The organism is Bradyrhizobium sp. USDA 4454 (genome assembly GCF_054822705.1).
Genome location: NZ_JBTRCN010000001.1, coordinates 8,398,176 through 8,422,003 on the forward strand (window position 1 = coordinate 8,398,176; position 23,828 = coordinate 8,422,003).

26 protein-coding genes and 1 tRNA gene are annotated in these 23,828 nt (G+C 64.0%); 13 read left to right on the forward strand and 14 right to left on the reverse strand.

Features of this window, described 5'->3' with window-relative positions:
* Positions 1-83: 83 nt before the first annotated feature.
* The 7 genes from ACVIW0_RS39030 to aroA form a co-directional block, all read right to left on the reverse strand.
* Positions 84-785 (reverse strand): phosphoribosylanthranilate isomerase, encoded by a 702-nt coding sequence (locus ACVIW0_RS39030; protein WP_461357065.1) that lies wholly within the window; start codon positions 783-785, stop codon positions 84-86.
* A 76-nt stretch (positions 786-861) separates the two neighbouring features.
* Positions 862-1,245: a LapA family protein gene (locus ACVIW0_RS39035; protein WP_461357066.1), complete on the reverse strand. Its 384-nt coding sequence runs from the start codon at positions 1,243-1,245 to the stop codon at positions 862-864.
* Positions 1,246-1,363: 118 nt separating this feature from the next.
* Positions 1,364-1,693, reverse strand: a complete 330-nt coding sequence (locus tag ACVIW0_RS39040) for an integration host factor subunit beta (RefSeq protein ID WP_461357067.1) — start codon at positions 1,691-1,693, stop codon at positions 1,364-1,366.
* 174 nt (positions 1,694-1,867) lie between these two features.
* Positions 1,868-2,845, reverse strand: coding sequence for a signal peptide peptidase SppA (gene sppA / locus ACVIW0_RS39045; protein WP_461357068.1), 978 nt, complete (start codon positions 2,843-2,845; stop codon positions 1,868-1,870).
* A 278-nt stretch (positions 2,846-3,123) separates the two neighbouring features.
* The gene (rpsA, locus tag ACVIW0_RS39050; RefSeq protein ID WP_076863580.1) at positions 3,124-4,833 is read right to left on the reverse strand and encodes a 30S ribosomal protein S1; all 1,710 of its coding nucleotides are present in this window, start codon (positions 4,831-4,833) and stop codon (positions 3,124-3,126) included.
* A 393-nt stretch (positions 4,834-5,226) separates the two neighbouring features.
* Entirely contained in the window at positions 5,227-5,856 is a 630-nt protein-coding gene (gene cmk, locus ACVIW0_RS39055; protein ID WP_461357069.1) for a (d)CMP kinase, read from the reverse strand.
* Entirely contained in the window at positions 5,853-7,190 is a 1,338-nt protein-coding gene (aroA, locus tag ACVIW0_RS39060) for a 3-phosphoshikimate 1-carboxyvinyltransferase (RefSeq protein ID WP_461357070.1), read from the reverse strand. Before aroA ends, cmk begins: the two co-directional genes overlap by 4 nt.
* 145 nt (positions 7,191-7,335) lie before the next feature.
* Between aroA and ACVIW0_RS39065 the strand changes: the two genes are divergently transcribed.
* The 3 genes from ACVIW0_RS39065 to ACVIW0_RS39075 all read left to right on the forward strand — a co-directional run bounded on the left by ACVIW0_RS39065 (position 7,336) and on the right by ACVIW0_RS39075 (position 8,317).
* Positions 7,336-7,743: a TIGR02300 family protein gene (locus ACVIW0_RS39065; RefSeq protein ID WP_461357071.1), complete on the forward strand. Its 408-nt coding sequence runs from the start codon at positions 7,336-7,338 to the stop codon at positions 7,741-7,743.
* Between the two features lie 94 nt (positions 7,744-7,837).
* Positions 7,838-7,913, forward strand: a tRNA-Ala gene (locus ACVIW0_RS39070).
* A gap of 167 nt (positions 7,914-8,080) precedes the next feature.
* Positions 8,081-8,317: a GIY-YIG nuclease family protein gene (locus ACVIW0_RS39075; protein WP_461357072.1), complete on the forward strand. Its 237-nt coding sequence runs from the start codon at positions 8,081-8,083 to the stop codon at positions 8,315-8,317.
* Between the two features lie 15 nt (positions 8,318-8,332).
* Here ACVIW0_RS39075 and ACVIW0_RS39080 read toward each other — a convergent pair whose 3' ends face one another.
* A complete protein-coding gene (locus ACVIW0_RS39080; protein WP_461357549.1) occupies positions 8,333-8,794 on the reverse strand; it encodes a MarR family winged helix-turn-helix transcriptional regulator in 462 nt (153 codons plus the stop codon).
* A gap of 170 nt (positions 8,795-8,964) precedes the next feature.
* Here ACVIW0_RS39080 and ACVIW0_RS39085 point away from each other — a divergent pair, with 170 nt between their 5' ends.
* From ACVIW0_RS39085 to ACVIW0_RS39120, 8 genes are all read left to right on the forward strand, one after another.
* A complete protein-coding gene (locus ACVIW0_RS39085) occupies positions 8,965-9,390 on the forward strand; it encodes an organic hydroperoxide resistance protein (RefSeq protein WP_461357073.1) in 426 nt (141 codons plus the stop codon).
* Between the two features lie 289 nt (positions 9,391-9,679).
* Entirely contained in the window at positions 9,680-10,885 is a 1,206-nt protein-coding gene (locus ACVIW0_RS39090; protein ID WP_461357074.1) for a CaiB/BaiF CoA transferase family protein, read from the forward strand.
* Positions 10,886-11,089: 204 nt separating this feature from the next.
* Positions 11,090-12,406, forward strand: coding sequence for a sn-glycerol-3-phosphate ABC transporter substrate-binding protein UgpB (gene ugpB / locus ACVIW0_RS39095; RefSeq protein ID WP_461357075.1), 1,317 nt, complete (start codon positions 11,090-11,092; stop codon positions 12,404-12,406).
* Between the two features lie 62 nt (positions 12,407-12,468).
* Positions 12,469-13,350, forward strand: coding sequence for a sn-glycerol-3-phosphate ABC transporter permease UgpA (gene ugpA, locus ACVIW0_RS39100; protein WP_461357076.1), 882 nt, complete (start codon positions 12,469-12,471; stop codon positions 13,348-13,350).
* Positions 13,350-14,198: a sn-glycerol-3-phosphate ABC transporter permease UgpE gene (gene ugpE / locus ACVIW0_RS39105; RefSeq protein ID WP_050424107.1), complete on the forward strand. Its 849-nt coding sequence runs from the start codon at positions 13,350-13,352 to the stop codon at positions 14,196-14,198. The genes ugpA and ugpE overlap by 1 nt, the downstream gene beginning before the upstream one ends.
* Positions 14,198-15,280 carry a sn-glycerol-3-phosphate import ATP-binding protein UgpC gene (locus ACVIW0_RS39110; protein ID WP_461357077.1) on the forward strand — a complete coding sequence of 361 codons (1,083 nt, stop codon included), beginning with the start codon at positions 14,198-14,200 and terminating at the stop codon, positions 15,278-15,280. Before ugpE ends, ACVIW0_RS39110 begins: the two co-directional genes overlap by 1 nt.
* 169 nt (positions 15,281-15,449) lie before the next feature.
* Positions 15,450-15,875 (forward strand): Hsp20 family protein, encoded by a 426-nt coding sequence (locus ACVIW0_RS39115; RefSeq protein WP_461357078.1) that lies wholly within the window; start codon positions 15,450-15,452, stop codon positions 15,873-15,875.
* A gap of 50 nt (positions 15,876-15,925) precedes the next feature.
* A complete protein-coding gene (locus ACVIW0_RS39120) occupies positions 15,926-16,192 on the forward strand; it encodes a BQ00720 family protein (protein WP_461357079.1) in 267 nt (88 codons plus the stop codon).
* 71 nt (positions 16,193-16,263) lie between these two features.
* On the opposite strand, the gene ACVIW0_RS39125 is transcribed toward ACVIW0_RS39120, so the two are convergent.
* The gene (locus tag ACVIW0_RS39125) at positions 16,264-16,602 is read right to left on the reverse strand and encodes a DUF6665 family protein (protein ID WP_461357080.1); all 339 of its coding nucleotides are present in this window, start codon (positions 16,600-16,602) and stop codon (positions 16,264-16,266) included.
* A gap of 270 nt (positions 16,603-16,872) precedes the next feature.
* On the opposite strand from ACVIW0_RS39125, the gene ACVIW0_RS39130 reads away from it, so the two are divergent.
* Positions 16,873-17,430, forward strand: a complete 558-nt coding sequence (locus ACVIW0_RS39130; protein WP_461357081.1) for a cytochrome P460 family protein — start codon at positions 16,873-16,875, stop codon at positions 17,428-17,430.
* Between the two features lie 7 nt (positions 17,431-17,437).
* Here ACVIW0_RS39130 and ACVIW0_RS39135 read toward each other — a convergent pair whose 3' ends face one another.
* The 3 genes from ACVIW0_RS39135 to ACVIW0_RS39145 all read right to left on the reverse strand — a co-directional run bounded on the left by ACVIW0_RS39135 (position 17,438) and on the right by ACVIW0_RS39145 (position 21,076).
* Positions 17,438-18,967: an AMP-binding protein gene (locus ACVIW0_RS39135; RefSeq protein WP_461357082.1), complete on the reverse strand. Its 1,530-nt coding sequence runs from the start codon at positions 18,965-18,967 to the stop codon at positions 17,438-17,440.
* A gap of 139 nt (positions 18,968-19,106) precedes the next feature.
* On the reverse strand, positions 19,107-20,237 hold the full coding sequence (locus ACVIW0_RS39140; RefSeq protein ID WP_461357083.1) for a DUF5938 domain-containing protein: 1,131 nt from the start codon (positions 20,235-20,237) through the stop codon (positions 19,107-19,109).
* Between the two features lie 35 nt (positions 20,238-20,272).
* The gene (locus ACVIW0_RS39145) at positions 20,273-21,076 is read right to left on the reverse strand and encodes an SDR family NAD(P)-dependent oxidoreductase (protein WP_461357084.1); all 804 of its coding nucleotides are present in this window, start codon (positions 21,074-21,076) and stop codon (positions 20,273-20,275) included.
* Positions 21,077-21,404: 328 nt separating this feature from the next.
* Between ACVIW0_RS39145 and ACVIW0_RS39150 the strand changes: the two genes are divergently transcribed.
* Complete coding sequence (locus tag ACVIW0_RS39150; RefSeq protein WP_461357085.1) at positions 21,405-22,043, forward strand: TetR/AcrR family transcriptional regulator; 639 nt, start codon at positions 21,405-21,407, stop codon at positions 22,041-22,043.
* Between the two features lie 464 nt (positions 22,044-22,507).
* On the opposite strand, the gene ptsN is transcribed toward ACVIW0_RS39150, so the two are convergent.
* Positions 22,508-22,969, reverse strand: coding sequence for a PTS IIA-like nitrogen regulatory protein PtsN (ptsN, locus tag ACVIW0_RS39155; protein WP_016843543.1), 462 nt, complete (start codon positions 22,967-22,969; stop codon positions 22,508-22,510).
* 230 nt (positions 22,970-23,199) lie between these two features.
* Positions 23,200-23,799, reverse strand: coding sequence for a ribosome hibernation-promoting factor, HPF/YfiA family (gene hpf, locus ACVIW0_RS39160; RefSeq protein ID WP_456751223.1), 600 nt, complete (start codon positions 23,797-23,799; stop codon positions 23,200-23,202).
* Positions 23,800-23,828 lie beyond the last annotated feature (29 nt).

Consider the following 23,828-nt stretch of genomic DNA (forward strand, 5'->3'; position numbering starts at 1 on the left):
GCGGGGCCGAGACGAGCACAGCTCGCTCTGAGAGGGTTGGGGTGAGGGGTTTCTCCAATTGCTCGATCATGTTGCGGCGCCCCTCACCCGCCCGCGCGTTGCGCGGTCGACCTCTCCCCGTAATCGGGGAGAGGTGAAGTGGAGTCGGTTGCGCGTGCGGCGCGGATGAAGGCGCGGATCAGCTCGGGATCCTTGACGCCGGGCGTGCGCTCGACGCCCGACGAGACGTCGACACCGCCGGCGCGGGTGACGCGGACGGCTTCAGCGACATTCTCGGCATTGAGCCCGCCGGAGACCATGTAGGGCAGCGCGAGATCGAGATTCTCCAGCACGTGCCAGTCGAACGGCGCGCCGAGACCGCCCGGCCGCGTCGCATCCTTCGGCGCGCGGGCGTCGAACAGGATGCGGTCAGCGACACTGACATAACCCGGCAGCGGGGCGAGATCGGCTGCGGTCTCGACCGGCAGCGCCTTCATCAGCGGCAGGCCAAATTTCTGCTTGAGGTCGCGCAGCCGTGCCGTGGTCTCCTGGCCGTGCAGTTGCAGGATGTCGGGCCGCAGCGTCTCGATGATGTTCTCGATGGTGGCATCGTCGGCATCGACGATCAGCGCGACCTTGACGGCGCGGCCCTTGGCGCGGCTGCCCAGCTCGCGCGCGGTCTCCAGGCTGATATGGCGCGGCGACGGCGGAAAGAACACGAACCCCACCATGTCGGCACCGCCCTCGAGCGCGACGTCGAGCGTCTCGCGCGTGGACAGGCCGCAGATTTTGACGAGCAGGGGCATGGTCTCAAAACGGGTCTTCAAAACGGGCTTTCGGGCGGCCGGAACACGGGCTGGCCCGGGTCCGACGGGGCGGGTTCTACAACGTCGCGCCCTGCTTGTCTCGCCCATTGGGCCCGTAAAAGCCAAGCTGGGTCTGGGCCGGACGGCGCTGCGCGTCGTCCCGGACGGCGGCCCTGAGGTCGGCGAGCTCGGTACGGACCTGGCGCGCGTCGGCCTCGTGCTGCCGGGCGGCGCGGCGCCAGCGCCCCTGCCTGAACCAGGTCGCGATGCCGCCCGCGATCACACCCAGGATCGCGGAGGCGATGATGACGACGAACAGCGGCAGTGTGACCGCGATCGTCGGCGTCACAGAGTTGAAGGGGTCAAACGACACCGTCACCCAGTGACGGTTGGCGACCGCAAAGATGATGAAGATCAGTCCGAGCGGAATGACGACCACTGCCGTGAAGAACTTTCGCATGACCATCTCTCGCAGCGATGGAGAAAGTGGCGGGCTGGTCGCCCGCGGCACGGCAACGCCTGATCTCGCGCGCTAAGCCACAGCCTTGTCAGTCATCAGCCTCTTAAGCATCCGCCCGTTAAGCGTCGGCTTTGGGCGCGTCGACCTTGGAGGCTCCCGGCTCGGTCTCGTCGCGATTGAGACGCTCGCGCATTTCCTTGCCGGTCTTGAAGAACGGCACGCTCTTCTGATCGACCGGCACATGCTCGCCGGTACGCGGATTGCGGCCGGCGCGCGCCGGGCGATGCTTCACCGAGAATGCGCCGAAACCGCGCAACTCGACACGGTCGCCACGCGCCAGCGCCGCGACGATTTCATCGAGAATCGCGTTCACAATATTCTCGACATCCCTCTGATAGAGGTGCGGGTTGTGCTCGGCGATACGCTGAACAAGTTCGGATTTGATCATCGAAAGTGGGATCCGGGCTCTTGCGGAAACCCATTTCCGTGAAAATGCCGTGCACTGTCAAGACGCTAAATCGATTTAGAACGCCGTGAAATCGCGTGACAAATAGCCCGATTAGGGCATGCGGAGATTCCCGCAAAGCGGGAATTCATCAAACGGTACGCGTTTGGCAGCCGATCAGTCGGTTCCGCCCGGACTCCACAGTGCCAGCATGCCGTCGAGCCCGAACCGGTCGACCGCCTGAGCCACGCCGCCCTGCTCGATCCGCCGCGCGATGCCGCCGAGGCCGAGCGCATCGAGTGTCATGGATGCCGCCGTGCGCAGGAAGGTCAGGTCGCTAAAGCGCGGATTGAGCTTGTAAGTGCGCACCGGCAGGTCGCTTTTGACCTTCTTCTCCGCAACCAGCCAGGCGATCGCGGTCTTCTCGTCCCCGAGCTGATCGATCAGCTTGAGATCGACCGCCTGCCGGCCGGTGAAGACGCGGCCGTCCGCGACCTTCTCCAGAATGGCGTCGTCCATGCCGCGCCGCTCCTTCACCAATCCACGGAACCAGGCATAGGAGTCCTTGACCAGACCCTCGATCGCGGCGCGCGCCTCGGGACTGGTCGGCTCCATGCCGTTGGGCGCGGCTTTCAGCGGGGAGGATTTGATCTCCTCCATCTTCACGCCGACGGTCTTGAGCAATTCCGAAACGTTCGGAAACTGGAAGAGCACGCCGATCGAGCCGACCAGCGAGGTCTGCTGGGCGACGATATGATCGGAGGCGATCGCGGTGATATAGCCGCCCGAGGCGGCCAGGCCCTCGACCACGACGACCAGCGGTTTCTTCGCCTTCAACTGCACCAGCGAATCGTAGAGCTGCTCGGAGCCTGCGGTGGTGCCGCCCGGCGAATTGATGTGCACGACAACCGCCGCATAGCTCGACTTGCCGAGCCGCTCCAGCGCCTCGACGCGCTCCTGGTCGCTGCGGATCAGCCCATCGATGTTGATCCGTGCGATCGCGTTCGATGTCGCGAAGCTGCCGCGGCCACCGGCGGCGATCACGCCAACGCCGACGATGGCCGCGATCGCAACGACCGCAGCGGCGACACGCCAGAACGTCAGCTTGCGCCTGATGCGGCGGCGGTCGACGATCACATCTGAATCCAGCGACATCCGATCTCTCCAGAAAATAGGCACCGCGCAGTCCCGCGCGTTTTGCCGTCGCAGCGTCACCATCTGCTTAGCCAAATACATCAATTGCGGCGCAATTTGAAGAAAACAAGGGCCGTCCCATTGACGCATCCGTAGCCCGGATGGAGCGAAGCGTAATCCGGGAAAGTCCGCCGCGGGGACGGACCCCGGATTTCGCTGCGCTTCATCCGGGCTACGGCAAAACAAAGAGGGCCCCGGCATGCGCCGGGGCCCCAATGTTCGCCTCAATCGGCGAACGCTTACTTGTCGGTGCCGCGGTTCTTCAGCGCGGTGCCGAGGATGTCGCCGAGCGTCGCACCCGAATCGGAGGAACCGTACTGCGCGATGGCTTCCTTCTCTTCGGCAACTTCCAGCGCCTTGATCGAGACCTGCACCTTGCGGGCCTTCTTGTCGAACTGGATGACGCGGGCATCGACCTTCTCGCCGACGGCGAAGCGCTCGGCGCGCTGGTCGTTGCGATCGCGGGCCAGCTCCGACCGCTTGATGAAGGTGGTGAACTCGGTGCCCGAGATCCGGACCTCGATGCCGCTCTCCTTCACCTCGAGCACTTCGCAGGTCACGACCGCGCCCTTCTTGACGTCGCCCGGCTCGGCGAAGGGGTCGCCTTCGAGCTGCTTGACGCCGAGCGAGATGCGCTCCTTCTCGACATCGACGTCGAGCACCACGGCCTTGACCATGTCGCCCTTCTTGAAGTTGTCGATGACCTGCTCGCCGGGAAGCTTCCAGTCGAGGTCGGAGAGATGGACCATGCCGTCGACGTCGCCGTCGAGACCAAGGAACAGGCCGAACTCGGTCTTGTTCTTGACCTCGCCTTCGACGGTCGACCCGACCGGGAACTTCTCGACGAAGACTTCCCAGGGATTGCGCATGGTCTGCTTGAGACCGAGCGAGATGCGGCGCTTGACCGAATCGACTTCCAGCACCTGCACTTCGACTTCCTGCGAGGTCGAAACGATCTTGCCGGGGTGCATGTTCTTCTTGGTCCACGACATCTCGGAGACGTGGATCAGGCCTTCGATGCCCGGCTCGAGCTCGACGAACGCGCCGTAGTCGGTGATGTTGGTGACGCGGCCGGTGAAGCGGGCACCCAGCGGGTACTTGGCTTCAATGCCCTGCCACGGATCGTCCAGCAGCTGCTTCATGCCGAGCGAGATGCGGTGCGTCTCGTGGTTGATCTTGATGATCTTGACCTTGACGGTCTGGCCGATGGTCAGCACCTCGGTCGGGTGGTTGACGCGGCGCCAGGCGATATCGGTCACGTGCAGCAGGCCGTCGATGCCGCCGAGATCAACGAACGCACCGTAATCGGTGATGTTCTTGACCACGCCGTCGATCACCTGACCCTCTTCGAGGTTCTGCACCAGCTCCTGGCGCTGCTCGGCGCGGGTCTCTTCGAGAACCGTGCGGCGCGACACCACGATGTTGCCGCGGCGGCGGTCCATCTTGAGGATCTGGAACGGCTGCGAGTTGTTCATCAGCGGCGCAACGTCGCGGATCGGACGAATGTCGACCTGCGAGCGCGGCAGGAAGGCCACTGCACCGTCGAGGTCGACCGTGAAGCCGCCCTTGACCTGGTTGAAGATGACGCCGTTGACCTTTTCGTTGTTCTGGAACGCCTTCTCGAGCTTGCCCCAGCTCTCCTCGCGGCGCGCCTTGTCGCGCGACAGCACGGCTTCGCCGAGCGCATTCTCGATACGGTCGAGGAACACCTCGACTTCGTCACCGACCTTCAGGTCGCTTTCACGGCCGGGGCCGGCGAATTCGCGCAGCGCGACGCGGCCTTCGGTCTTCAGGCCGACATCGATGACGGCCATGTCCTTCTCAATTGCAACCACCTTGCCCTTGATGACCGAGCTTTCCTGCAAATTGCCGCCGGCAAAGGACTCATCAAGCATCGCCGCGAAGTCGTCGCGGGTCGGGGTATAAGAAGACGCAGAATTCGAAACCATTTGATCTCCAGATGCGGGATTTCACCGGCAGTTCGGGTTGATGGGCGCACCGCGCGTGAAGTGTCAGGGTTCCGCAAACCCTGACGACCGCTCATTGCAGGAGGTGCAACAGCGGGCCGGCAGCAAGACTGCACGTTCGGTACGTTTGAAGTTTCCGGAGCGCGACTAAGGAAATATCGACTGCAAGACCTGGGAGCGGGCGTTCCTCCAGATGCGGCGTCAGTTTCGTTTGAGGATGGCTCAAACCCGGCGCCGGCCCGCTCAGACATAATCTCGACGATGTCGATGGTGCTCCGAACGGCGCTGATATAGCCCTGCGGGGTAGTTTCGGCAAGCAGGAAATGCCCCATTTTGCCGGGGTTTCGGCCGAAAGGCCCGCCCGTGCCTGCGATTTTAGCGTCTTGTGCGGGCCGCCTCGACAATGGCGATGGCGGCGCGCACGCCGGCCTCGATGTCGAGGTTGGAATTGTCCAGCGTGTGGGCATCGGGCGCCGGCCGCAACGGCGCAATGGCCCGGTTCTGGTCCCGCTCGTCGCGCTTGAGAATGTCGGCGAGCACGGCCTCCTCGTCGGCGTCCTCGCCACGGGCGCGGGCTTCAAGGGTGCGGCGCCGCGCGCGCACGCGGGGATCGGCGACCACGAAGATCTTCACGTCGGCATCGGGGCAGATCACGGTGCCGATGTCGCGCCCATCCAGCACCGCACCGGGCGGATCGGCGGCGAACTGGCGCTGGAAGTTCACCAGCGCCTCACGCACCTTGGGAAGAGCCGAGACAACGGACGCACCCTCGCCGACCTTCTGGGTCTTCAGGATCGGATTGCCGAATTTCTCGGGATCGAGCTCGAGCGCGACGGCCACCGCCAGCGCCTCATCGTTGAGGTCGGCGCCGAGCGCCATCATCGCATAGGCCACCGCGCGATAGATCACGCCGGTATCGAGATGGCGATAGCCGTAATGGTGGGCGAGCCGCTTGCCGAGCGTGCCCTTGCCGGAGGCGGCGGGTCCGTCGATGGCGATGATCATGCGAAATCAGCTCCGAGCGAGCACATCATCGGGATGAAGTCCGGAAAACTGGTGGCAATGAAGGCGGTGTCGTCGACCTTCACCGGCCGGTCCGAAGCACAGCCCATCACCAGCGCCGACATCGCGATGCGATGATCCATGTGGGTGGCGACGAGACCGCCGCCCGGGACGTGGCCGCGACCCTCGACGATCAGATCGTCGCCGGAGACTTCGACCTTGACGCCGTTGACCCGCAGCATGTCCGCGGTGGCTTCGAGACGGTCGGATTCCTTGACCCTCAGCTCCTGCAAGCCGCGCATGATCGTGGTGCCCTCGGCAAACGCAGCCGCAACCGCGAGCACCAGATATTCGTCGATCATCGACGGCGCGCGCTCCGGCGGCACCTCGACGCCCCTGAGCTTCGAGGCACGCACGCGCAATTGCGCCATCGGCTCGCCGGCATCGCCGCGCACGTGGCTGTCCTCGATCGAGGCGCCCATTTCGCGCAGCGTGGTGAACAGGCCGGTGCGCAGCGGATTGGTCATCACGTCGGAGAACACGACGTCGGAGCCCTCGACGATCAGCGTCGCGACGATCGGGAACGCCGCCGAGGACGGATCGGCGGGCACCACGATTTCGGCGCCGCGCAGCTCGGGCTCGCCGTTCAGCGTGATCCGGCGGCCGTGGCTGCCTTCCTTTTCGGAGGAGATCTCCGCGCCGAAATGCTTCAGCATCAGCTCGGTGTGGTCGCGGCTCGCCTCCTGCTCGATCACGGTGGTGATGCCGGGCGCGGACAGGCCCGCCAGCAGCACCGCGGACTTGATCTGGGCCGAGGCGACCGGCGTCTTGTAGACAATCGGCACCGGATAGCGGGCACCATGCAGGGTCAGCGGCAGCCGGCCGCCGGCCCCGATATCGCTGGTCCGGGCGCCCATCAGCTCCAGCGGGTCGAGAATCCGGCGCATCGGGCGCGAACGCAGCGAGGCGTCGCCGTCGAAGATGGCCGCGATCGGGCATCCCGCCACCGCGCCCATCACCAGCCGGCAGCCGGTGCCGGAGTTACCGAAATCGAGCGGGGCCGCGGGCTGGGCGAAACCACCGACGCCGACGCCTGCGACCGACCAGGCAAACGGCGCCGTCCGCTCCACTTTGGCGCCCAGCGCGCGCATGGATTTGGCGGTATTGAGGACGTCCTCGCCCTCCAAAAGGCCGGAAATGCGGGTCTCACCCACCGAAAGCGCTCCCAGGATCAGGGCACGGTGGGAAATCGATTTGTCGCCGGGGACGCGGACCTTGCCGGCCAGGGGGCCGCAGGCGCGCGATTCCAGCGGGGTCGGGGTGTCAGAATGGGCCAAGATTGTGTCCTCTCGCGCCGCGGCAGGTATCACATAGGCAACACCGCGTCACGCGCCCGTCACTTGCGCGCAAACCGCTATTGACAGCGGCCCCTCAACTAGCCAAGTGAAGCACCGTTTTTCAGCAAAATTCTGGGATGACCACGTGGCCAAGTCCGAGCTCGGAACCAAGCGCATTTGCCCGACCACGGGCAAGAAGTTCTACGACCTCAACAAAAACCCGGTGATTTCGCCCTACACCGGCGAGGTCGTGCCGATCGCGCCGGTGGCCGCGCCGCGGGGCCGTGGCGCCACCGTCAATTCGCCTGCGACCGCCGCCGACATGCCGGAACCCGCCGAGGCCGAAGAGTTGGTCTCGCTCGAGGAGGCCGATGCCGAGGAGAACACCGGCAAGGTCAAGGCTCAGGTTCCCGAATCCGAGGACGATATCGAGGTCGATGAGACCATCGATGACGATGACGACGACGATTCGACCTTCATCGCCGACGAGGAAGAGGGCGATGAGGACGTGACCGACATCATTGGTGACGTCGGCGGTGATGAAGAGACTTGAGATCGGCGCCGATCTATGATCAACGGTGCTGCCGCGCGAGTCATCCAGGCCGCGCGGACCGGGATCGATCCCCCAGGATCATCCCACTGGATAAGGGGCCATAGCTCAGCTGGGAGAGCGCTTGCATGGCATGCAAGAGGTCGGCGGTTCGATCCCGCCTGGCTCCACCAGCCTTCGCTCGCTTCGCGAGCTTCGGCTGGGCAAGCCCGGAAGTCCCTCGTAGCGATGCGAGCGAAGGCTGCCCCGCCGTAGCCCGAAGGGCGACGGCGGGCCGAGGCAAGCTGTTTTTTATGAGTTCCGATTGCTGATGTATCCTCACTCACGTGGAGGATACGCAATGAAATACGGCTACATTCTAGAGAGTCTCGATGCCGAGCATTTCTATGTCGGCATGACTGACGATGTGCTTGCACGTCTAATAAAGCACAATGCCGGCGAAGTCCCACATACCTCGAAGTACGGGCCATGGCGGCTGCGAACGTACGTAGCGTTCAGCGACGAACGTCTCGCTGTCGCATTCGAACGGTACCTGAAATCCGGGTCGGGTCGGGCTTCTGCGAAGAAGCATTTTTGACGCACCCCGCCACCGCTACTCCCCCAGCACCTTATTCAGCCGGTCGCGCAGCGCGACGATCTCGTCCTTCATCGCCAGCAACTCCCCGACCGTGCAGGCGGAGGCCGCGAGGATCGATTGCGGGATGGCTCTTGCCTTTTCGCGGAGCGCGTGGCCCTGCGGCGTCAGCGTGATCAGGACAATCCGCTCGTCCGCGCTGCTGCGGGTCCGCCTGATCAGCGCCGCCGCCTCCAGCCGCTTGAGGAGCGGCGTCAGCGTGCCGGAATCCAGGAATAGCCGCTCGCCGAGGTCTTTCACCGGCACGTCGTCGCGCTCCCACAGCGCCAGCATCACAAGATACTGCGGATAGGTCAGCCCGAGCCGGTCGAGCAGCGGCTTGTAGACGCGGTTGAACGCGTGCGCGGTCGAATAGACCGCAAAGCAGATCTGGTTGTCGAGCCGCAGCGCCTGGTCCGCCGCCGTCTGTTTCCTGCCCATAATCGTCATCGTATCCATCTCGTGTCCGGGTCATTCTGGGCTTACGGGACCGCGGATTCAATTGCGAACAATTAAATGTGAGGCCGCATATTTTATATTGCTCACAATCGAATTGTGCGCAATATGCGCGTTGTCGAATTCAAGCCCATCCAAAACCAAGGAAGACCACGATGTCTGTGAACGTGCTTTACAAGACCAGCGCCAAGGCAACCGGCGGCCGCGACGGCCATGCGGCAACCCTCGACGGCGCGCTCGATGTCAAGCTCACGACCCCGAAGGAGCTCGGTGGCGGCGGTGGCGCCGGCAACAATCCGGAGCAGCTGTTCGCGGCCGGCTATGCCGCCTGCTTCATCGGCGCGATGAAATTCGTGGCCTCGCAGGGCGGCCCCAAGGTTCCCGCCGACGCCGCGGTGACCTCGACGGTCGGCATCGGCCCGCGCTCGGAAGGCGGCTTCGGCCTCGCCGTCGATCTCGCCGTCTCGCTGCCCGGCCTGTCCCGTACTGAGGCCGAAGCGCTGGTCGAGAAGGCCCACCAGGTGTGCCCCTATTCCAACGCGACCCGCGGCAATGTCGACGTCAAGCTGACCGTCGTCTAGAGCCCTTTCCGTTCCGATTGAATCGGAACGGGGCTCTAGATTCTTCTTTTGACGCGTTTTCTTCATGCCAACCGGTATCCACTTCGCTCGAAAACGCTCTCATTCCACATCACGCAATGGTCCGCCGCGATACGTGGCGGACCATTGTCTTTCAGATGCCAGTTCGCTTGGCGAACGCCCGCGCTGCCCCCTGCATGGGCCTGCGCCGATCAAAGCATTGCTGCCTCGCCTGAAGACCGCTAGCTCTGGGACCGCATTGTCCAATCCCAACTGAGCGAAGGTTGTTTCCATGAATACCCCAGCGGCTGCGGGCGCGATGACCGGACTGCGCGTGATCGATCTGACGCGCGTGCTCGGCGGCCCGTATTGCACCCAGATTCTCGCCGACCACGGCGCCGACGTGATCAAGGTCGAGCCGCCCGCCGGCGACGAGGTGCGCGACTGGGGCCCTCCCTTCCACGAGGAGGACGCGGCCTATTTCGTCGGCATCAACCGCAACAAGCGCTCGATCGGCCTCGACCTCGCCTCCGAGGGCGGACGCGCGGTGCTGATGAAGATGCTCGAGACCGCCGACGTGCTGATCGAGAATTTCAAGCCGGGCACGCTCGACAAATGGGGCATCGGCAACGACGTGCTGCGCACGAAATTTCCGCGCCTGGTGCATTGCCGGATCTCCGGCTTCGGCGCCGACGGCCCGCGCGGCGGCAATCCCGGCTATGACGCAATCATCCAGGCGATGACCGGCATGATCGCGGCCACCGGCTCGCCGGAGAGCGGCCCGATGCGTATCGGCGTGCCGCTGGTCGACATCACGACCGGGCTCTATGCCGCGATCGGCATCCTGATGGCGCTGTCGGAGCGGCAGCGCTCCGGGCTCGGCCAATTCATCGAGACCACCCTGTACGAGACCGGGCTTGCGATCATGCATCCGCACACCGCCAACTATTTCATGCACGGCAAGCCGCCACAGCTCACCGGCAACGAGCATCCCAACCTCGTGCCGTACGCGATCTTCCCGACCAAGACCGACAACATCTTCATCGGCGTCGGCAATGACGGCACCTTCCGCAAGCTCGCCAAGGAAATCGGCAAGCCCGAGCTCGGCACCGATCCGCGCTTTGCCCGCAACAAGGACCGCATCGCCAACCGCGACGCGTTGCGGGTCGAGCTTGCCGCCGTGTTCAGCCGGCACGAGGCCGAGCCGCTGTGCAACCGGCTGCTCGCCGCCGGTCTGCCGGCCGGCCCCGTGCAGAAGATCGACCAGGCGCTGACCAACCCGCACACGATCCACCGCGGCGACGTCATCGAGAAGGATTGGTACAAGGGCGTCGCCTCGCCGATCCGCCTCGAACGCACCAAGCCGAGCCTGCGCCGCACGCCGCCGAAATTTAGCCAGCACGCGACGGAAGTGCTCGGCGAGTTCGGCTACTCAAAGGACGAGATCAACGGCCTGGTCGCCAAGGGCGTGGTCTGCGGCCCCCAGCGCAAGCGCTGACACAGCCATCCGTCAGCCCTGCGGTGCAGCGTCGCGTCTGACGCTGCACCGCACGGCGCCGGGTGCGATCTTCGTCTTTTTTACCGCTTCCCTTTGTCGCGGCTTCCCCCCTACGATGGCTTTCGTTTATACGGTCATTTGAACGTCATCCGGCGCTGATAACGCGCGCAACGAAAGATGACATTCCAACCGGGAGGGGCTTTGATGATTTTTCGACGATTGGGCGCCGCTGCTGTCGCCGCCGCTACGCTTGCATTCGCGTCGCCTGCATTTGCAGTGACCGAGATTCAGTGGTGGCACGCGATGACCGGCGCCAACAACGACGTCATCGTCAAGCTGGCCAACGACTTCAATTCCGCGCAGTCCGACTACAAGGTGATCCCGACCTATAAGGGCGGTTACGCCGACACCATGAACGCTGGCATCGCTGCATTCCGCGCCGGCAACGCGCCGCACATCATGCAGGTGTTCGAGGTCGGCACCGCGACGATGATGGCTGCCACCGGCGCCGTGAAGCCGGTCTACAAGCTAATGGCCGACGCCGGCGAGAAGTTCGATCCGAGCGTCTACCTGCCCGCGATCACCGGCTACTACTCGACCTCGAAGGGCGAGATGCTGTCGTTCCCGTTCAACTCGTCGTCGACGGTGATGTGGGTCAATCTCGACGCGATGAAGAAGGCCAACATCGCGGAGATCCCGAAGACCTGGCCGCAAGTGTTCGAGGAAGCCAAGAAGCTGAAGGCGGCCGGCTACGCGACCTGCGGCTTCTCCGGCTCGTGGGTCACCTGGGTCAATCTCGAGCAGCTGTCGGCCTGGCACAACGTGCCGCTCGCCAGCAAGGCCAATGGCCTCGACGGGTTCGACACCGTGCTCGAATTCAACGGTCCGCTGCAGGTCAAGCATCTCGAGAACCTGGTCGAGCTGCAGAAGGACAAGATCTACGACTATGCCGGCCGCACCAACACCGGCGAAGGCCGCTTCACCTCGGGCGAGTGCCCGATCTACCTGACTTCGTCGGCGTTCTTCGGCAACGTCAAGGCGCAGGCCAAGTTCAACTTCACCGCCGCGCCGATGCCGTATTATCCCGACGTCAAGGGCGCACCGCAGAACTCGATCATCGGCGGCGCCTCGCTCTGGGTGATGGGCGGCAAGTCCGCCGAGGAATACAAGGGCGTGGCCAAGTTCCTGACCTTCCTCTCGGACACCGATCGCCAGGTCTGGATCCACAAGGCGTCGGGCTATCTGCCGATCACCAAGGCCGCCTACGCCAAGGCCAAGGAAGAGGGCTTCTACAAGGATCAGCCCTATCTCGAGACCCCGCTGCTCGAGCTCACCAACAAGGAGCCGACCGAAAACTCCCGCGGCCTGCGCCTCGGCAACATGGTGCAGTTGCGCGACATGTGGTCAGAAGAGATCGAGCAGGCTCTGGCCGGCAAGAAGACCGCCAAGCAGGCGCTGGACGCTGCCGTCGAGCGCGGCAACCAGATGCTACGGCAGTTTGAAAAGACCGCCGTGAAATAATCCGACTCTAGACCGACGACCCGGCAGGCCGCATCATGCGGCCTGCCATTTTTCTGGATGCCATGCAAAAGCAAGCAATTTTCCAATCAAAGCTGTTGCCTTACGCGCTGGTTGCCCCGCAACTCGCGATCGTCCTGATCTTTTTCTACTGGCCGGCCGCGCAGGCGGTGATCCAGTCCTTCCTGCTGCAGGACGCCTTCGGCCTGTCCACCAGCTTCGTCTGGTTCGAGAACTATCTCGAACTGTTCAAGGAACCGGCCTATTTCGCCGCGATCATCAGGACCTTCGCGTTCTCATTTGCGATCGCGGTGTCCTCGCTGTCGTTTGCGCTGCTGCTCGCCGTCATGGCCGACAAGCCGCTGCGCGGCTCGACGCTGTACCGCACGTTGCTGATCTGGCCCTATGCCGTCGCCCCGCCGGTGGTCGGCGTGCTCTGGGTCTTCATGCTGCACCCCTCGCTGGGCGTGCTGTCGCGCTATCTGCGCGCCATGGGGGTTGACTGGAATCCGCTGCTCGACGGCGACCAGGCGGCGGCCCTGATCATCCTTGCCGCGGCGTGGAAGCAGATCTCCTACAATTTCCTGTTCTTCCTCGCCGGACTCCAGAGCATCCCCAAGAGCGTGATCGAGGCCGCGGCAATCGATGGCGCCCGCCCGATGCGGCGGTTCTGGACCGTGATCTTCCCGCTGCTGTCGCCGACCATTTTCTTCCTGCTGGTCATCAACATCGTCTACGCTTTCTTCGACACTTTCGGCATCATCGACACGATGACCCGCGGCGGCCCCGGCAAGGCGACCGAGACGCTGGTCTACAAGGTCTATTCGGATGGTCTGCTCGGCGGCAATCTCGGCTCCTCCGCGGCGCAGTCGGTGATCCTGATGGTCATCGTGGTCGTGCTGACGGGAATCCAGTTCCGCTTCGTCGAACGCAAGGTGACCTACTGATGGTCGAAGAGGAGGGCTTCCAGCGTTATCTGGCTCACGTGATCCTGTGGATCGGGATCGCGATCGTCGCCTTCCCGGTGTATCTGGCGATCGTCGCCTCGACCCAGGACAACGCCGTCATCGCCAACGGCCAGATGTCACTGCTGCCCGGCGGCCATTTCCTCGAGACCTATTACCAGACGCTGTTTGTCGGCACGAGCGGCTCGACCCGCGAGCCGGTGCTCAACATGATGCTGAACTCGCTGGTCATGGCGCTGTTGATCGCGGTCGGCAAAATCGCGATCTCGATCATCTCGGCCTATGCGATCGTGTATTTCCGCTTTCCGTTCCGGATGGCGATCTTCTGGATCATCTTCATCACCCTGATGCTGCCGGTCGAGGTGCGCATCTATCCGACCTACAAGATCGTCGCCGATCTGCACCTGCTCGACAGCTACGCCGGCCTGTCGCTGCCGCTGATCGCGTCCGCCACCGCCACGCTGCTGTTCCGGCAGTTCTTCATGACCGTGCCCGATGAATTGCTGGAGGCCTCGCGGATCGACGGCGCGGGCCCGTTCCGCTTCTTCTGGGATACGCTGCTGCCGCTGTCGCGCACCAACATGGCCGCGCTGTTCGTGATCCTGTTCATCCTCGGCTGGAATCAATATCTCTGGCCGCTTTTGATCACGACGCGCGACGACATGCAGACCATCCAGGTCGGCATCCGCAAGATGATCACCACGACCGACGCGCTGACCGAATGGCCCGTCGTGATGGCGACCGCGCTGCTCGCGATGCTGCCGCCGGTGTTCGTCGTCGTCGTGATGCAGAAATTGTTCGTGCGCGGATTGGTGGAGACCGAAAAATAATGGCCAACGTCACGCTGCGCAGCGTCCGCAAGACCTATCCCGGCGGCTTCGAGGCCATCAAGGGCGTCGATGTCGACGTCGGCGACGGCCAGTTCTGCGTACTGGTCGGCCCCTCCGGCTGCGGCAAGTCCACACTGCTGCGCATGGTCGCCGGGCTCGAGACCATCACCGGCGGCGAGATCGACATCGGCGGCCGCGTCGTCAACCAGGTCGAGCCGGCCGACCGCGACATCGCGATGGTGTTCCAGAACTACGCGCTCTATCCGCATATGAGCGTCTACAACAACATGGCCTACGGCCTGCGCAACCGCGGCATGGCCGAGGCCGAGATCAGGACCCGGGTCGAGGAAGCCGCGCGCGTACTCGAGCTGTCGCCGATGCTGGAGCGCAAGCCGCGACAGCTCTCCGGCGGCCAGCGCCAGCGGGTCGCGATGGGCCGCGCCATCGTGCGCCAGCCGAAGGTGTTTTTGTTCGACGAGCCGCTGTCGAATCTGGACGCCAAGCTGCGCATCGCAATGCGGGTCGAGATCCGCAAGCTGCAGCGCCGGCTCAACACCACCTCGATCTACGTCACCCATGACCAGCTCGAGGCGATGACGCTGGCCGACATTCTCGTGGTCATGAATGGCGGCCAGGTCGAGCAGATCGGCAATCCGCTGGAGATCTACCAGAAGCCGGCGACCACATTTGTCGCCTCCTTCATCGGCGCGCCGCCGATGAACCTGATGCCGCTGCGCTCGGACGAGCTGACCTCCCAGGTATCAGGCACTGACGGTGCCGGCATTGTCGGCATCCGGCCCGAGGATTTCGTCATCACCGGTGAGGCCGCTTCCGGCGGCGTTGCCCTCGACCTGACGGTCGAGGCAATCGAGCATGTCGGCGCCGAGACCTTCGTCTATGGCAGCCGCCAGCGCGAGGAGCACGGCATTGCCGCCAATCCGGGCGAGCTGCCGCCGGGCGAGGTGATCGTCCGGGTTCCCGGCGCCACCGGCCCCGCGATCGGCGAGCGGATCCGGGCGGTCGCCCCGCGCGACAAACTGCATCTTTTTACCGCCGATGGCCGCAAGCGGGTTGCGGGGTAACCGATCGAGAAGAATTTGCCCTCATGTTGCGGGCGTTTAGGCTGGTTTCGGGGCTGCTTGAACGCTATCCAGATCACCCCCATATCCCTCACTGACCGGAGGCCGACGGCCCACCGGTTGCATGGGGCGCCGCAAGGGCCCCTCAAAGTCGCTTCGAGAGGACTTTGTAATGTCTCGTGTTCCATCGTTGTCCAGTCCGTTCCTTCTGGGATTCGACGAGATCGAGCGTGCGCTCGACCGCGTCGTAAAGGGCGCCGACGGCTATCCTCCGTACAATATCGAGCGGTGCGACCGTACCAACGGGCAGCCTGAAAAGCTGCGCATCACGTTGGCGGTGGCGGGCTTCACCCGCGACCAACTCGATGTAACTATTGAGGAAAATCAGCTCGTCATCCGCGGCCGCCAGCAGGACGACAAGGCTCGGCAATACATCCATCGCGGCATTGCCGCGCGCCACTTCCAGCGCACCTTCGTGCTGGCGGAGGGGATGCAGGTGCTGGGCGCGGATCTGAAGAACGGGCTGTTGTCGATCGACCTCGCCAGGCCGGAACCTGAACGGGTCATTAAGACAATCGCTATCAATGAGCACGAATAATAGAAACAAGGAGCGGACTCGACCGCTTATCTGACTGAGGAGTCGAGACCATGAGTGAAGTGAGTACCATCTTCCAATCCGACAGCGTCACGCCGGAAGCGCTGGCCCATCTGGGCGAGGGTCATATCGCCTATGTGAAGCAGGTCCGTTCCGAGGACGTGCCCGACCTCTTTCCACAGGCGCCGAAGATCGCGCCGGGCCTCAAGCTGTTCGCACTGCATGCCGCCGACGGCACGCCGATCATGCTGACCGACAGCCGCGAAGCCGCGATCGCCAACGCCTGGAGCAACGAGTTGCAGGCCGTCAGCGTCCACTGACGCGCGGCTAACTAGCATCCGGTGATACAATGCGCGGGCTGCCTTGACACCGAGGCGGCCCGCGCATTTTTTTATGACGATGTTGTCGATGAGGCGAGCATCGGGCCCATGCTGAGCTGCACCTCGCCGGGCACGTTATAGTCGCGCATCAGCATCCGGTTGTTGCGCAGCCCGCAGGCCTCTCGCTGCACCACGAACATCCAGAGCGCATGGCCGGCTTCCCGCACCAGCATGCGCCGGGCCTGCTGCCTTGCTTCAGTGGGCGGATGCGCGGCGTCGAACTCGCGCAATTTGGCGAGCGCCTGTTCCAGCGCGCGGCCCATGCGCCCAAGCGCGCTCGCACTTTCTTCGGCGAGCTCGTAAGCGAGAACGTCGATGGGAACACGGTCGAGGCGAAAGTCACGGGACATCAGCGATCCCTGGGGTCGCATGCGCAATGTTGCGCACGGTCCGTCTTCTGGCGTCATCAGCCGGTTGTCAATAGGCGCTCACGGCTTCGATCACTGCAAGCGCAGACCGCTCAGTTTCAGGAGTTTTTTGCATAGCTTCAAGCTGCGAACCGTGGCTCCATTTCGCTTTGTGCAATTCCGTGCTGTAATCCGCCCCGTGAAAGGCAATGTGACAAAGGGAATATCCAGCAAGAATTATCCGCCGCCAACTCGATTGAAGGAGATGTGACCATGCAGAAGGGCTTGCTGATCAATCTCGTTGCTTCGATGTCGATTTCCGTTCTAGCGACTGGTGTCGCGATTTCCGCGCAGGACAGATACAGTCTGCAAGTGCCGAACGGGCTCGCATTCTCCGAGTTCAGGGGATACGAGGACTGGCCCGTGATCGCGATCAGCGAAAACGAAGGCGTCATCGCCGTGATCCTTGGCAATCCTGCGATGATCAACGCTTACCGCGAGGGTATACCTGGCAATGGCAAGCCGTTCCCGGATGGCGCCAAGATGGCGAAGGTCCATTGGCTCCCAAAAAAGCAGGAGGCGTATCCCGGTCAGCCCACGGTGCCTGGCGCCCAGCACGACGTCGACTTCATGGCAAAGGACAGCAAGCGGTTCGCAGACAGCGGCGGATGGGGATATGGCGCGTTCGAATATGACGCTGCGTCAGATGTATTCAGGCCTGCCAATACGACGGATAATCCGCCACAGGAGAACGATGCCAAGTGCGGCTATGCGTGCCACACCGTGGTGCAGAACCGTGACTACGTCTTCACCGAGTACGGAAAGAGGTGAAAGCGAGCTAGCGCTCCGTCAATCGCGCGCGGATGTCCGGCTTCAGCACCTTGCCGACCTTGGAGCGCGGCAGGTCGTCCCAGACCTCGATCTGCTTCGGCGTCTTGATGCTGCCGATCTGCTGCTTGCCGAAAGCTGCGAGCGCCGTTGCATCGATGGAGTGGCCGGCGCGCGGCTGCACCACTGCGACGATGCGTTCGCCCCATTTCTCGTCGGGCAATCCGATGACCGCACAATCCTGCACCGCTGCGTGAGCGCGCAACGCGTTCTCGACCTCGATCGAGTAGACGTTGAAGCCGCCGGTGATGATCATGTCCTTGGCGCGGTCGACGATGTAGAGATAGCCGTCGGCGTCGATGTAGCCGATGTCGCCGGTGTGGTGCCAGCCATGCACTGATGCTTCGCGCGTGGCCTCAGGGTTCTTGTAGTAGCCTTGCATGACAAGCGAGCCGCGCACCACGATCTCGCCGCGCGATCCCGCGGGCAACAGCTTGCCGTCGCCGTCCATGATGCCGGCCTGCACCAGCGGGCCGATCCGCCCCGCGGACGCAAGCCGCTCCAGCGCGATCGTGCCGTCCGCATTGTAGTGGTCGGCCGGTGCCATCATCGAGATCATCATCGGCGCCTCGGTCTGGCCGAACAGCTGCGCCATTGGCCCGATCCGCCGCACGGCTTCGGCAAGCCGGGTCGCCGAGATCGGCGCCGCGCCATACCAGAAGCACTGCAACGAGCTGCGATCGGTTGCGTCGAGCCCGGGATGATCGAGCAGCATGTAGATCACGGTCGGCGGCAGGAAGGTGTGGGTGACGCCGTAGCGCTCGATCAGCGTCAGGAACTCGCCGATGTCGGGGTGGTGCATGATCACGATACGGCCGCCCAGCGTCATGATCGGAAAACACAGCACGCCGGCGGCATGCGTCAGCGGCGCCAGCGCGAGATAGATCGGACGTCCCTTGAACGGATAACCCATCAGGGTCAGCGCGGTCATCGCCTCGATGTTGCGCCCCGACAGCATCACGCCCTTCGGCTTGCCGGTGGTGCCGCCGGTGCCCGGGATCATCGCGAGATCGTCGATCACCTCGCGCTGATAGACATCGCCGGCGAGCCCGTCGAGCCAGCGGTCGAACGACGGCGCAAACGGCAGCTCGGTATCGACGCAGACCAGCGCGCGCAGCTTGGGCAGATCCTGCCTGACGGCCTCGACCATCGGAGCGAAGCTGGAATGAAACAGCAGCAGGCTGCAGTCGAACTGATCGAGGATGAACTTGTTCTCGGCCGCCTCGTTGCGCGGATTGATCGGGCACCACACGGCCGCGGCGCGCGAGATGCCGAATACGCAGGCAAACGCGAGCGGATCGTTGCCGGACAGGATCGCGACCTTCTCGCCGGGCGTGATGCCGGATCGCTCGAGCCCGCGCGCGATCCGATAGCTCAGCCGCTGCACGTCGCCATAGCTGAGGTCGCGTCCGTCCATCGTGAGGCACGGCGCGTCGGCGCCGAGCGAAGCACCTTTGTCGAGATAGTCGATGAAGCGCATGGCGGGTCTCACGAGAGAGGCGGGTGACGCGCGATTGCGTCACCCGCAGTGCGTTTTCGAGCAAGGCGGATACCCGTCCGCTTGACGAAAACGCTTCAGGGAACCGATTGCCGAGCCCCGATCCGATCGGGGCTCACGCTTAGTCGTGCACGGTCAGCACCGGCTTGCCGACCAGGCCGAAGCTGCGCAATTGCCCGAGCAGCTCGTGATGGCCGAACGCCTGGCAGCCGGAGGCGAAGCCGACGCGCTTGGGCGGCTGCTGCAGCAGATACGCAGCGGCAAAGGCCTGCAGCATGCCGGTCTGCTTGTAGTTGCTGTTGCCGTAGATGACGCAGTGCGCGCGCCCGAGCGGGCCGGAGGCATACACCGAATCCAGCGACTTGTTGACGCGCGGGTTCTCGCGCGGCGGCATGGTATTCATCACGCCGGCCGCGGTCTGCGCCAGCGCGGCGTAACGCTCGTCGGGCTTCATGTCCTTGGTCGCCTCCAGCGCGGCGGCGACGATCTGCGGCACGCCCAGCATCAACGCGCGATTGAACACGCCGCCCAGCACCTTGACGTTGGCAACGCGCGGATCGCGCTTGAACCACACCGGGTGCGAGGTGCCGCCCCAGGGCAGCGCCAGCGCCAGCTCGTGCTGGCCGGGGATGGCGAGGCTGGTGAGGCCCGCATCGGGCTGATGCTCGACGTATTTGTTCTGCTCGAGGTAATAGGCCTTGGCCATCGCGGCGTTGACCAGGATGGTCTGCGTCGACGCGATGGTCGGGCTGCCGCCCCAGAACACGGCGATATCGAGCGTGTCGAGGCCGGGCGTCTCCAGGCAGAGCTGTGCGGCGATCTCGCCGGTGGTGTACATCTGCGCGATGCCCGGCGCCAGCAGCAGGCCGGCATTGCCGAACTTCGTGCCGAACTCCTGCTCGAGCGTGATCAGCCAGTCCTGCTCGCCGGTCGTGTCGGTGTAGTGGCACTTGGCAGCGAAGCAAGCCTGCACCACCTCGATGCCGAACTTGGCGAACGGGCCCACCGTGTTGAGCACCACCGAAGCGCCCTTGAACAACTCGGTCAGCGCGGCCGCGGTGTGCGGCACCGTCACCACCTCATAGTCGGCGGTTTCGATGCCGGCCACGTTCGACTTCATCGCGGCGTTGAGCTTGTCGGCGCTGCGGCCGGCGGCGATGAAGGGGATGTTGTATTCGCGCAGATATTCGCAGACCAGCCGGCCGGTGTAGCCGGACGCGCCGTAGACGATGACGGGCTTCTTCTCGCTCATTGCGTTCCTCCGAAATGCCTGTTGTCGGCTTGTTGCTACATGCCCATGCCGCCATCGACCGGCAGGCCGATGCCGGTGATGAAGCGGGCATCGTTCGAGCACAGAAACACCGCTGCGTCGGCGATGTCGGTAACCTCTGCCAGTTTGCCGAGCGGCGTCTGCTCGACCACCGAACCGACCGCGGCATCGACGTCGGCGGCGAGGCCGATCTTCACGATGTCATTGGCGAGCTGCAGGCCCATGTCGGTCGGGATCAGGCCGGGGTAGATGCAGTTGACGCGCACGCCATAGCCGAGCTTGCCGGCTTCCATGGCGCCGACACGGGTCATGCGGTCGACCGCGGATTTGGTGCCGGAATAGACGGCGATGCTCGGGAAGGCGATCGTCGCCGCGACGGAGGCGATGTTGACCACCGCACCGCCCTTGCCCGCGGCGCCGCCCGGCCGCATCGCGCGGAAGGCGTGCTTCATGCCGAGCACGGTGCCAACGATGTTGACGTCGCACATCCGCCGCGCGTCCTCGGCCTTGATGTCGGCGACCAGCGAGGTGATCTCGATGCCGGCATTGTTGATCAGGATGTCGAAGCCGCCCAGCGTCTCGACCGTCGCGGCGGCGGCCCGCTCCCACTGCGCGTCATCGGTGACGTCGAGCTTGACGAAACCGGTCTTCACGCCGGCCTTGGCGATCTCGCCGGCGGTGTCTTTTCCGACGCTTTCGAGAATATCGCCGATCATGACCGTAGCGCCGGAGCGCGCCAGCGCCTGTGCGATCGCCGCGCCAATCCCCCGGGCGCCGCCGGTGACCAGGGCTTTCCTGCCTTCAAGGCTCTTCCCACTCATGACGTAGTCCTCCCTTTGCTTGCTGATTGATGGTGCTGCGGACTGGGGCAGCGCGGCGCGTGGCCTTGCGCATTGACGCGTATTGGTGGTCGCGGCCGGCGTCGGCGGGGCGCAGCGTTGGCGCGCCCGGCGGGGCATTTCCTCCTGTTTTGTCGATTGGTCAGCCGTCTTGACGGTTGTCCAAATTATTGGAGCAACCCTCGTCCACGAACTTGACACTTGTCAAGCCTCAATTTGACAAGCGTCAAAGAGGATGCTGTGAAGGGATGCAGCGCACCGCGGGCGCCGCGGTATAAGTTGCTGAAGGGAAGAAGAGGGAAAGCACCGGATGGCGCGGCAAGCGACAGGAGCGGCCCAGCGGGTCGCCGTAGCGGCCGAGACGCTACGCGACGAGAAGTTCAACGCGCGGCGCATCGAGCTTGCGGAGGCCGCGCTGGAGACGCTCGGCGAGCTCGGCTTCGCGCGCACCAGCTTGCGCGAGATCGCGCAGAACTCCGCCTTCACGCACGGCGTGTTTCACTACTACTTCAGCGACAAGCTCGATCTGATCTGCTGCTGCGTGCGTCACTACAAGGCGAAATGCGTGACGCGCTATGACGAGGTGGTGACGACGGCACGGAGCCGCGACGAATTGACCGAAGGCTTCCTCGCCAAGCTCGCGGCCACGCTCGAGAATGAAGCGCGCATGCATCGGCTCTGGTACGATTTGCGTTCGCAGGCGATGTTCGAGCCGGCGTTTCGCAAGGACGTGCTCGAGATCGACAAGAGCCTGGAAGCGATGATCTGGCGCATCGCCACGCGCTATGCCGAGCTCGGCAACAAGCGCCCGGCATCGTCACCGGCGGCGCTCTACGCGCTGTTCGACGGCCTGTTCCAGAGCGCGCTGCTCAGGCATCTCGCAGATGACAAGAAGGCCGTTCCGGATCTGCTCGACGAAGTCCGCCGTCTGCTGCCGACGATCTGCTGAGACGTTGGGAATGCTTCGTAGCCCGGATGAAATCCGGGATTCGTGCCAGCCGTAAGATTTTCCCGGATTGCGCTTCGCTCCATCCGGGCTACGCTGCGATCGCAGAGTGGCTCCAACCTTCCCTTGAAAAGGGGGAGCTCGCTTTGCTCGCAAGAGCAAAGCGGGTGGGATCTGCTCCCTCCACATGCAGCGTCGCCTGCCGCTGACCCCCATCCCGACCTTCCCTCTTTCAGGGGGAAGGAGAAGATAGATCTGTGGCTCCGATCATGTTCCGTAGCCCGGATGAAGCGCAGCGAAATCCGGGGTTCGTGCCGGCGGCGAGACTTTCCCGGATTACGCTGCGCGTCATCCGGGCTACGGAGACGCAGCGATCGACAACATCGACGACGCGGTGGCATGCGCCATCGTGTGACGAACAGGCTATGGCTTGATGACAGTTGCGCGAACGAGTTCGCCGACGACAATTACGCCGCACTCGCCGGGGGCAGCGCGAGTACCGAGTAGATCGCCTGGGCGTCGCGCGAGGCTCGCAGTTTCTTGGCGACGTCCTGGTCGCGCAGCAGGCGGGCGATGCGCGCCAAAGCCTTGAGGTGGTCGGCGCCGGCGCCTTCGGGCGCCAGCAGCAGGAAGATCAGATCGACCGGCTGGCCATCCATCGCCTCGAAATCGATCGGGCGCTCGAGACGGGCAAAGAAGCCGAACAGCTTCTCGAGCTTCGGCAGCTTGCCGTGCGGAATCGCAACGCCGTAGCCGACCGCCGTGGTGCCGAGCTTCTCGCGCTGCAGAAGCACTTCAAAAATGGCGCGCTCGTTCTGCCCGGTCAATGCCGATGCACGCGCGGCGAGTTCCTGCAGCGCCTGCTTCTTGCTGATGACTTTCAAAGCCGGGAGAATCGCCTCGGGTGCGACCAGATCGGTAATCGGCATTGGGACGTTCCGAGGTGAATGACCGTCAGGTTGCGAAATGGGCTTTACAGCGGCGGCGACAAGAAGTTGAGGTGGGATGCGGGCTTAGCCCGGGTCCGGCTGGCAGGGCTTCTACTCCAACGTAGCGGCGGTGCCAACACCTGCGAACCCTGTTCCGCCGCCTTATTCCTGGAGGCGGCGGACCATAAGCAGGGCTGGCTTCGAACGTCAATGCCATCGGTCAACTATCCTCAGGGGCTCACCGCGGGCGGGTCGACCCAGCCGACATTGCCGTCCGTGCGGCGATATATGATGTTCAACCGGCCACTGCCGCCATGCTGGAACACCAGGCAGGAGGCGCCGGTCAGGTCGAGCTCCATCACGGCTTCGCTGACCGACAGGCGCTTCAACGCGGTGGTTGCCTCGGCAATGATCACGGGGCTGTATTCGGTGACCTCGTCCTCGTTCTCGGGCGCCTCGATCACATAGCTCGGCGCGTCGAGGCCTGCGCCGTTCAACTCGGCAAGCGCTGCGGTTGCGGCGTAGGCCTTGCGCGCGGAGCGGTCCTTGAGCCGGCTCTTGTAGCGGCGCAGGCGCTTCTCGATCATCAGGAGCGCGGCATCCGCGCTGGCATAGGCGTCGGCGGCGTTGGATTCGGCTTCCAGCGTGATGCCGGAATCCAGATGCAGCGCACAGTCGGTTCGGAAGCCGAAGCCATCCTTGCTCAGCGTGATGTGACCGGAATAGTTGCCATCAAAATACTTTCGCAGGACCTCGTCGGTGCGCTCGCTGACGCGCGCGCGAAGCGCCTCGCCGATGCTGATGCTCTTTCCCGAGATACGAAGGGTCATTTGATGCCTCGATTGCTGGATGCCTCGAT

Excerpts from the sequence above, each read along its gene's own strand:
- ACVIW0_RS39030 (WP_461357065.1), bottom strand. The coding sequence starts at position 785 with ATGCCCCTGCTCGTCAAAATCTGCGGCCTGTCCACGCGCGAGACGCTC.
- cmk (WP_461357069.1), bottom strand. The coding sequence starts at position 5,856 with ATGATCATCGCCATCGACGGACCCGCCGCCTCCGGCAAGGGCACGCTC.
- ACVIW0_RS39140 (WP_461357083.1), bottom strand. The coding sequence starts at position 20,237 with ATGAGCGAGAAGAAGCCCGTCATCGTCTACGGCGCGTCCGGCTACACC.
- ACVIW0_RS39150 (WP_461357085.1), top strand. The coding sequence starts at position 21,405 with ATGGCGCGGCAAGCGACAGGAGCGGCCCAGCGGGTCGCCGTAGCGGCC.
- ugpE (WP_050424107.1), top strand. The coding sequence starts at position 13,350 with ATGGTCGAAGAGGAGGGCTTCCAGCGTTATCTGGCTCACGTGATCCTG.
- ugpB (WP_461357075.1), top strand. The coding sequence starts at position 11,090 with ATGATTTTTCGACGATTGGGCGCCGCTGCTGTCGCCGCCGCTACGCTT.
- ACVIW0_RS39115 (WP_461357078.1), top strand. The coding sequence starts at position 15,450 with ATGTCTCGTGTTCCATCGTTGTCCAGTCCGTTCCTTCTGGGATTCGAC.
- ACVIW0_RS39085 (WP_461357073.1), top strand. The coding sequence starts at position 8,965 with ATGTCTGTGAACGTGCTTTACAAGACCAGCGCCAAGGCAACCGGCGGC.
- ACVIW0_RS39125 (WP_461357080.1), bottom strand. The coding sequence starts at position 16,602 with ATGTCCCGTGACTTTCGCCTCGACCGTGTTCCCATCGACGTTCTCGCT.
- ACVIW0_RS39110 (WP_461357077.1), top strand. The coding sequence starts at position 14,198 with ATGGCCAACGTCACGCTGCGCAGCGTCCGCAAGACCTATCCCGGCGGC.
- ACVIW0_RS39145 (WP_461357084.1), bottom strand. The coding sequence starts at position 21,076 with ATGAGTGGGAAGAGCCTTGAAGGCAGGAAAGCCCTGGTCACCGGCGGC.
- ACVIW0_RS39040 (WP_461357067.1), bottom strand. The coding sequence starts at position 1,693 with ATGATCAAATCCGAACTTGTTCAGCGTATCGCCGAGCACAACCCGCAC.
- ACVIW0_RS39135 (WP_461357082.1), bottom strand. The coding sequence starts at position 18,967 with ATGCGCTTCATCGACTATCTCGACAAAGGTGCTTCGCTCGGCGCCGAC.
- ACVIW0_RS39120 (WP_461357079.1), top strand. The coding sequence starts at position 15,926 with ATGAGTGAAGTGAGTACCATCTTCCAATCCGACAGCGTCACGCCGGAA.
- ACVIW0_RS39035 (WP_461357066.1), bottom strand. The coding sequence starts at position 1,245 with ATGCGAAAGTTCTTCACGGCAGTGGTCGTCATTCCGCTCGGACTGATC.
- ptsN (WP_016843543.1), bottom strand. The coding sequence starts at position 22,969 with ATGCCGATTACCGATCTGGTCGCACCCGAGGCGATTCTCCCGGCTTTG.
- ACVIW0_RS39130 (WP_461357081.1), top strand. The coding sequence starts at position 16,873 with ATGCAGAAGGGCTTGCTGATCAATCTCGTTGCTTCGATGTCGATTTCC.
- ACVIW0_RS39080 (WP_461357549.1), bottom strand. The coding sequence starts at position 8,794 with ATGGGCAGGAAACAGACGGCGGCGGACCAGGCGCTGCGGCTCGACAAC.
- sppA (WP_461357068.1), bottom strand. The coding sequence starts at position 2,845 with ATGTCGCTGGATTCAGATGTGATCGTCGACCGCCGCCGCATCAGGCGC.
- hpf (WP_456751223.1), bottom strand. The coding sequence starts at position 23,799 with ATGACCCTTCGTATCTCGGGAAAGAGCATCAGCATCGGCGAGGCGCTT.
- ACVIW0_RS39075 (WP_461357072.1), top strand. The coding sequence starts at position 8,081 with ATGAAATACGGCTACATTCTAGAGAGTCTCGATGCCGAGCATTTCTAT.
- ugpA (WP_461357076.1), top strand. The coding sequence starts at position 12,469 with ATGCAAAAGCAAGCAATTTTCCAATCAAAGCTGTTGCCTTACGCGCTG.
- ACVIW0_RS39090 (WP_461357074.1), top strand. The coding sequence starts at position 9,680 with ATGAATACCCCAGCGGCTGCGGGCGCGATGACCGGACTGCGCGTGATC.
- rpsA (WP_076863580.1), bottom strand. The coding sequence starts at position 4,833 with ATGGTTTCGAATTCTGCGTCTTCTTATACCCCGACCCGCGACGACTTC.